We start from the raw sequence: 7,895 nt of genomic DNA, 5'->3' as shown, positions 1-7,895 counted from the left end.
AGCGCATCTTGTTGACCGACGGCAAGGCGCATAAATTTCACCTCTTCGTCAGTTAATCCACTCTGACTAAATTCATTTAGCTCAGCAATAAACTCTTGAATTGATGGAACCGTCGCATTGGCTCTAACTTGAGCACTAAACACTACCGCACCAGTTTCACGCGTACTCGCAAAGTAACCGCTTGCACCGTAAGTGTAGGCTTTGTCTTCACGCAGGTTCTGGTTGATGCGGCTATTGAAGTTACCGGCTAAATTAAAGTTAGCCAATTGACTTAAATACAATTCACCGGTCGCATCAAACGGTAACCCTTTACGAACTAAGCGTACAATACTTTGTGGTGCTCCCGGCTTATCCACTAAGTACAAGTTCTGGCCCGAAAGCTCCTTGATGATCTGTGGACGAGTGAGTGGTGCAGCGTCACCTTGCCATTCTTCAAAGAACTGAAGCTGCTTTCCAACCTCCTCCTTCGTGATGTCCCCTACAATAACAATATTAGCTCCCTCAGGAGTATAGTGCTGACTGTAAAACAGTTTTACATCGTCTAGAGTTAACGATTCTAGAGAATCCTTGGTGCCATCACTCGCTCGACCAAAAATACTGCTACCGAACAACACCTCTCGGGTTGCTTGAGAAGCCATCCAGCTCGGTTGTTGATGCTGATACACTACGCCTTCTAACATCTGACTCTTAACGCGTTCGAAATCTTGAACATCAAACTTAGGCTCAAATAGAACTTCTTGCACGATCGCTAAGGTTTGAGGCAGGTTTTTCTCTAACGTCGAGACCGAAATATCTGTGGTATAGCTGCCAGCACTAATGCTAACGCTACTACCAAGCTTATCTAAGGTGGCCTGTAACTCTTCAACCGTTCGTTTAGTCGAACCTTCTTCCATCATCGATGCAGTTAGGTTCGCCAAACCCTCTTGACCTTTACCAACATAGCGCTCACCCGCAGGGAGTTGAATTTGTAGCTGCACTGTCGGCGTTTCGCTAGTCACAGTACCAATCAAGTCAGTACCATTAGCAAAATGCATGCGATACAGCTCAGGCATGGTCGCTTCAACACCAAAGTTCACTTCAGGCATCACGCTGCGATCAAATGTGTTCGGTGCCTTTCTGAAATCCAATTGTTCTTCTGTCACTTTGCTGTATTCAGGAAGGGTACGAGCAGGAGTGCTAAATGTAGCCTCGCGAACCGCTAAGTCGAGTTTTTTCTTAGGAACCACACTCAAGGTAACCTTGTGCTTACCTTCGATAAAATCTCGGTACGCCTTGCTTACGCTTTCAGGGGTAACAGATCGGATTTGATCGAGTTTTGATTCAATACGATCAGGCTGGCCATAGAAGGTTTGATTTGACGCGAGCTGTGAAACCTTGCCTCTAACACTTTGCAGTGCAAACACCGCATTCGCTTCAGCCATGCCGGTAATTTGATCTAGACGATCTTGTTCCACACCGCCTTTCGAAAATTGTTCTAGGGTTTCCATCAGTTCTTTATTAAGAACCGTCAAATCCCCCTTTTCACCTGAGTCACCCATCGCATAGACATACATAGTACAAGCGAGCTCAGCACAATCGTGGAAAGAGCCTGCACTCACCGCTTTTTGCGTTTTTACGAGGTTTTGGTACAGATAACTGTTGGTCCCTGAACCTAACACGTTAGACAGCGCATTCAGTGAAGCTTGCGTATCTTCACCGCGGTAGGTTGTTGGCCAACCAACAAGCACCATCGGCTGACGAACGTTGTCTTCTAACGTGATGTACTTATCTTCTGTTAGAACAGCTGGTTGCTTCTCAGCAGCCTTAACTTCCGGACCTTGAGGGATTGGGCCAAAATACTGATTAACCCACTCTAGCGTGTCATCAACGTCGATATCACCACCGATAGTCAGTACCGCATTATTTGGGCCGTACCAACGTAGGAAGAACGCCTTAAGGTCATTCACATCAACACGGTCTAGATCTTCCACATAACCGATTGGTTGCCATGAGTAAGGATGACCTTCAGGGTAAAGCGCTTCACCCATGCGTTCCCACATCAAGCCATAAGGACGGTTTTCATAACTTTGAGCACGTTCGTTTTTAACCGTGCCTCTTTGAACTTCGAATTTCTTCTGAGAAACCGCATCCAATAAAAAACCCATTCGGTCTGATTCTAACCACAACATTTTCTCAAGTTGGTTAGATGGAACGGTTTCAAAGTAGTTAGTACGATCACGGTTAGTCGTGCCGTTTAACGAGCCACCCGCCTCGGTAATGATCTTAAAGTGCTGCTGGTCACCGACGTTCTCAGAGCCTTGGAACATCATGTGTTCGAAGAAATGAGCAAAGCCCGATTTGCCTATTTCTTCACGAGCTGAGCCGACATGATAGGTCACATCCACATGTACAAGAGGATCAGAATCATCAGGGGAAAGAATAACTGTCAGGCCGTTTTCAAGCTGATATTTGGTGTAAGGGATCACCACTTTATCTTTAGAAGGCTTAACCTCTTCTAACAGAGTGACACCTTCAGGTAACGAGGAAAAGAAGGGTGTAGAGCTAGGTACATTGTAAGAACAGCCTGCAATGGCGATAAGAGAAAATGTACCAAGTAAAACCTTTTTCATAGGTTCTCCTTAGAAAAAACCGAAGTAGATAGCAGCAAGTAAGCTGTAGCGAGCGGCTTTGCCAATCGCTATCAAAATAACGCTAGGAATAAATTTCATTCTTAACCAACCCGCGGCTAAGCACAAAGGGTCACCAATGATCGGCAACCAACTGAATAACAGTGTCCAATAGCCATAGCGGCTCAGCCAAGCCATAGCCTTATGACCATGCTTTTCAGATTGAGTTCGATTAGGCAGCCACAAACCAATCCAATAGTTGGTCAGCCCGCCTAAAGTATTACCGAGTGTCGCCAGAAGAATGATTGATGATGTTGAGAACTGATCTAAGCTCAATGCTGCAACAAGGCTTGCTTCTGAGCCCCCTGGTAACAATGTGGCACTCAAGAAGCCACTAATGAAGAGCACCCACAGCGCCGAGTCAGAAAACCACAACGCTATGTTTTCAAAAAGAGAATTAAAGAACTCTAGCACTGCATATTAACCTTCTTGCATTTTAAGTAGTACCTTGCCTCTGGTGTGTCCGGTTTCTACTTGTAGATGCGCCGACTGTGCTTCATCTAACGGGTAGATAGTTTGAATTTCTGTTTTGAGCAACCCTACGCTAACCATGTAAAGCATAGTGTCCATTTGCTCTGGATTTGGCTCAACGAGCATACCTGAAGCGGTGAAACCCAATAATGTCGCTTTCTCGCAAATTAATTCAGCAGACAGCGTAGGCACCGTTACCACTCTCGCACCATCTTTCAAACACTTCAACGCATCAAGCGCGGTATCACCACCCACTAAATCAATCAGTACATCAACATCAGAGACTCTTTCCGATGCTGGCGCAAATTTATAGTTAATCGCATGAGCGCCTAACGTAGCAAGGTAATCAAGGTTAGCCTCGCTGCAGGTCGTGTAAACCTCAGCTTTTGCAGCCACTGCGATTTGAACCGCAAGGTGACCAACGCCGCCGGCGCCCGCTAAGATGAGTACGCGATCGCCCTCTTTCACTTCCGCTTTGTTAAGCGCTTGTGCTGCGGTTTGGCTAGCGAGTGGTAAAGCTGCAGCCGCTTCTAACGCAACCGAGTCTGGGACCATACTTAATGCGACTTCTGGAACACACACATACTGGCTATAACCGCCACCTTGCAGTGGAAAACCAATAAATCCGGCTACGTTATCACCAACAGTAAAACGCTCTGCCTGTTCGCCTAGCGTAACAATTTGCCCTGAAATATCGTAACCAGGAACCCAAGGAAGGTTGTCTTTGTTTTGTGCTGCCGCCCAACCAAGGCCAGCACGGGTTTTTACATCAATAGGATTAACGCCTGAAAAGGAAACTTTAACCACCACTTCTCCGGCCTTAGGCTCAGGAATAGTACTGGTTTGAATACTGAGGTTTTCGACGCCGCCGAATTGAGTAATCGCAATCTGTTTATTTTCCATTTCCACATTTCCTTGATTGATAGAAGCCCTGATGAGTAAGCACCCTAATTAATAAAAAGAAAGGGATGCGAAAGCATCCCTTTGACTATAAACCATTTAATAAGGCGAAGTTAACCGCTCATGCGTAAATTGACGACCAATTAACGTAACGAGCAGCATAGCCAAGTAACTCATTAACCTACGAGAGCTAATAGGATACCCGCAGCAACGGCACTACCAAGTACACCCGCTACGTTCGGACCCATCGCATGCATCAACAGGAAGTTCTGAGGGTTTGCCTCAAGTCCAACCTTATTCACAACACGAGCCGCCATCGGAACCGCTGATACACCAGCGGCGCCAATCAGTGGGTTAATGTCTTCTTTCGAGAAGCGGTTCAGCAGCTTCGCCATCAATACACCACCAGCCGTACCAATACTAAACGCCACCGCGCCTAAACCTAGAATACCCAGTGTCTCTAAGTTCAAGAACGTATCCGCTTGAAGCTTAGAGCCAACACCTAGGCCAAGGAAAATAGTCACAACGTTAATCAGTTCGTTTTGGGCTGTTTTTGAAAGACGATCAACCACACCCGCTTCGCGCATTAAGTTACCCAAACAGAACATACCTACTAGAGGGGTTGCTGATGGTAGGAACAAAATCGTCATAAGCAGTACAGCTAGCGGGAAAAGGATCTTCTCAGCTTTGCTTACATGACGAAGTTGAGCCATCTTAATTTGGCGCTCTTCAGGAGACGTTAACGCTTTCATGATTGGTGGCTGAATAATAGGAACTAAAGCCATGTAGCTATACGCCGCTACCGCAATCGCACCTAATAGATCAGGAGATAGCTTGCTCGCCAAAAAGATCGCGGTTGGGCCATCGGCACCACCAATGATCGCAATTGACGAAGCATCTGCCATTGAGAACTCCATTCCTGGTACATAGTTCAGCAAGATCGCGCCAAATAGCGTTGCGAATATACCAAACTGAGCAGCAGCCCCGAGCCACAGTGTTTTAGGGTTAGCAATCAACGCACCAAAGTCCGTCATAGCTCCAACACCCATAAAGATCAGCAGTGGAAAAATGCCAGTTTCAATACCAATGTAGTAAACGTAGTAAAGCAAACCGCCGGGATCCGTGAATCCAGCATTTGGAATATTGGCTAATACAGCACCAAAACCAATAGGTAACAGCAGTAAAGGTTCAAACCCTTTGCGAATTGCCAAAAACAACAGTGAGCAACCAACCAACATCATACAGATCTGGCCGAACTCAAAGTTAGCAATCCCTGTTTCAGACCATAAGGTCATCAATCCTTCCATGGTGCTCCCTTACGCTAAGCTTAGTAGTGGAGCGCCTACAGTAACTGCATCGCCTTCTTTAACATTCAATTCTTGAACGATACCACTGCGAGCAGCTCGTACTTCCGTTTCCATTTTCATCGCTTCTAGGATCAGAAGAACATCACCTTCGGCCACTTCAGCACCCGCCTGAACGATGACTTTAAAGATGTTGCCGGCTAATGGAGCTGGAACCGCTTCTGCATCAGAAGCCGCAGCAGGTGCTGCTTGAGCTGCTTGTGCAGGTTTCGCTGATGGAGATACCGATGTCAGTTCACCTTGAGGGCCAACTTCAACATCATAAACTTGACCATCAACCTTCACGCTGTAGCTCTCAATGCCGCCAGCAGCAGGTTGTGGTGCCGCCGTAACAGGAGTTGCAGCTTCAGCCGTTGGTACAGGTTCAAACGCTTCAGGGTTGTGACGGTTTTTAAGGAACTTAAGACCCACTTGTGGGAATAGTGCGTACGTCAGTACATCATCAACGGTATCTTCAGCGAGTGAAATACCATCTGATTTCGCTTTTTCTAAAAGGTCAGTCGTTAACGTATCCATTTCAGACTTAAGTAAGTCAGCAGGACGACACGTGATTGGCTCAGCACCATCTAACACTTTCGCTTGCAGTTCAGCATCAACCTCAGCAGGAGCTTGACCGTATTCGCCTTTCAGTAGACCCGCAGTCTCTTTAGTGATGCTCTTGTAGCGCTCACCCGTTAGAACGTTGATAACCGCTTGAGTACCGACAATCTGAGAAGTAGGTGTTACCAAAGGAATGTAACCCAACTCTTTACGTACGCGTGGGATCTCTTCTAGAACTTCATCCATGCGATCGGCAGCGCCTTGCTCTTTAAGCTGGCCTTCCATGTTGGTTAACATGCCGCCAGGAACTTGAGCGATCAAGATTCGAGAATCGACACCTTTTAGCTGGCCTTCCCATTTCGCATACTTTTTACGTACATCACGGAAGTAAGCCGCGATTGGTTCGATTTGGTCTAGTTTGAGATTCGTGTCGCGCTCTGTGCCTTCTAGCATAGCAACAACCGTTTCGGTTGGTGTATGGCCGTAAGTACAGCTCATAGAAGAGATTGCGGTGTCTAGAATATCAATACCCGCTTCAACAGCTTTAACGGCTGTAGCGGTTGATAGACCCGTTGTCGCGTGGCTATGCAGCGCTAGAGGCACATCACAAGACGCTTTGATGCGAGTGATTAGCTCTTCCGCTTCATAAGGCTTTAATAAACCTGACATATCTTTGATGCATAGTGAATGACAACCTAGATCCTCTAGGCGCTTAGCCAAATCAACCCACGTATCTGAGTTGTGAACCGGACTGGTTGTGTAAGACAACGTACCTTGAGCGTGGCCGCCAACATCAATCGTTGCTTTCACTGCGGTTTCAAAGTTACGTACGTCATTCATCGCATCAAAAATACGGAATACGTCCATGCCGTTACTATGGGCACGTTCAACAAACTTTTCTACTACATCATCCGCGTAGTGACGGTAACCCAATAAATTTTGACCACGCAGTAGCATCTGCATTGGTGTGTTGGGCATCGCTTTTTTCAGCTCTCGTAAACGTTCCCACGGATCTTCTCCAAGAAAACGGATGCACGAATCAAACGTTGCGCCGCCCCAAGTCTCAAGTGACCAGTAACCGACTTTATCCAGTTCTGCCGCAATTGGCAGCATATCTTCGATACGCATACGAGTAGCAAATAGTGACTGGTGCGCGTCACGAAGTACCACATCTGTGATAGCTAGTGGTTTAGACATGCTCATAAACTCCTTTTTAATCCTTTAAAATGCTACTTAGCAGTAGACGCACGGTATTGATGAACCGCGGCCGAAATTGCTGCCACTACCTGTGGACTAACAGCTGAAGGGTTTGATTGTGATTTTTGAATTTTTTTAGGTGCTGCGATCGGCTCCGGTACTTCTTCTGGTACCAGTTTTGACATCAACCGAACGAGGTAAACTAGAATAGTTAAGAAAATAAAGACAACGGACATCCCCGTTATCATTAGAGTCGCCGCATCTCCTAGCAGGCTTCCAATATTAGTCATGTTGCTTCCTTTCTTCGTCATCCTGACATACGTACAGGATTTCAGCGAATAGTGATCCCGACCCATGGATTATCTCGATTGGTAAAAGTTTGTCAATTTTGTTTAAGGTTCTGTTACGGATAACGCACACATAAGGTTAATTATTCGCCTATCAGATCACATAAATCTGTCAAATGAGTCATTTTTAGATATTTAAACTGTGACTTAAACGGGGCTTTTCTGAGAATTGATATGAGAAAGGTAGAATAACAAAGAAGCAATCAAGAATTACTTTAAATACAACAAGTTAAAAACACCACAAATTTAACATTGTTGCAACAAATTTACAGAAGACATAAAAAAAGCCTCGTAAAAACGAGGCTTTCTCTAATAATGTGGTGCGCCCTGGAGGATTCGAACCTCCGACCGCCTGGTTCGTAGCCAGGTACTCTATCCAGCTGAGCTAAGGGCGCAACGGTTTCGATATT

The 7,895-nt window shown here is 46.0% G+C and carries 6 protein-coding genes and 1 tRNA gene; all 7 read right to left on the bottom strand.

From position 1 onward, the window contains the following. A partial coding sequence (locus AB4653_RS17335; protein ID WP_372104827.1) for a M16 family metallopeptidase occupies positions 1–2,609 on the bottom strand: 2,609 nt, incomplete at its 3' end. Positions 2,610–2,618: 9 nt separating this feature from the next. After that, complete coding sequence (locus tag AB4653_RS17330; RefSeq protein ID WP_004735497.1) at positions 2,619–3,080, bottom strand: YqaA family protein; 462 nt, start codon at positions 3,078–3,080, stop codon at positions 2,619–2,621. A 6-nt stretch (positions 3,081–3,086) separates the two neighbouring features. Beyond that, on the bottom strand, positions 3,087–4,040 hold the full coding sequence (locus AB4653_RS17325) for an NADP-dependent oxidoreductase (RefSeq protein ID WP_009847616.1): 954 nt from the start codon (positions 4,038–4,040) through the stop codon (positions 3,087–3,089). Between the two features lie 173 nt (positions 4,041–4,213). Then, positions 4,214–5,344 (bottom strand): sodium ion-translocating decarboxylase subunit beta, encoded by a 1,131-nt coding sequence (locus AB4653_RS17320; RefSeq protein WP_009847617.1) that lies wholly within the window; start codon positions 5,342–5,344, stop codon positions 4,214–4,216. 9 nt (positions 5,345–5,353) lie between these two features. After that, on the bottom strand, positions 5,354–7,138 hold the full coding sequence (gene oadA, locus AB4653_RS17315) for a sodium-extruding oxaloacetate decarboxylase subunit alpha (RefSeq protein ID WP_009847618.1): 1,785 nt from the start codon (positions 7,136–7,138) through the stop codon (positions 5,354–5,356). A 32-nt stretch (positions 7,139–7,170) separates the two neighbouring features. Next, the gene (locus AB4653_RS17310; protein WP_004741884.1) at positions 7,171–7,428 is read right to left on the bottom strand and encodes an oxaloacetate decarboxylase subunit gamma; all 258 of its coding nucleotides are present in this window, start codon (positions 7,426–7,428) and stop codon (positions 7,171–7,173) included. 375 nt (positions 7,429–7,803) lie between these two features. Then, positions 7,804–7,880 (bottom strand) — tRNA-Arg (locus AB4653_RS17305). Positions 7,881–7,895: the final 15 nt, after the last annotated feature.

Origin of the sequence: Vibrio sp. 10N.222.48.A3, assembly GCF_041475345.1 — a bacterium.
Lineage (GTDB): Bacteria > Pseudomonadota > Gammaproteobacteria > Enterobacterales > Vibrionaceae > Vibrio > Vibrio tasmaniensis_A.
The sequence above is the reverse complement of the archived record's forward strand: the minus strand, read 5'-3'. Positions and strand labels throughout refer to the sequence as shown.

What these genes read in the sequence shown, in the direction of transcription:
- AB4653_RS17325 (WP_009847616.1), bottom strand. Translation starts at nt 4,040, where the DNA reads ATGGAAAATAAACAGATTGCGATTACTCAATTCGGCGGCGTCGAAAAC.
- AB4653_RS17320 (WP_009847617.1), bottom strand. Translation starts at nt 5,344, where the DNA reads ATGGAAGGATTGATGACCTTATGGTCTGAAACAGGGATTGCTAACTTT.
- oadA (WP_009847618.1), bottom strand. Translation starts at nt 7,138, where the DNA reads ATGTCTAAACCACTAGCTATCACAGATGTGGTACTTCGTGACGCGCAC.
- AB4653_RS17310 (WP_004741884.1), bottom strand. Translation starts at nt 7,428, where the DNA reads ATGACTAATATTGGAAGCCTGCTAGGAGATGCGGCGACTCTAATGATA.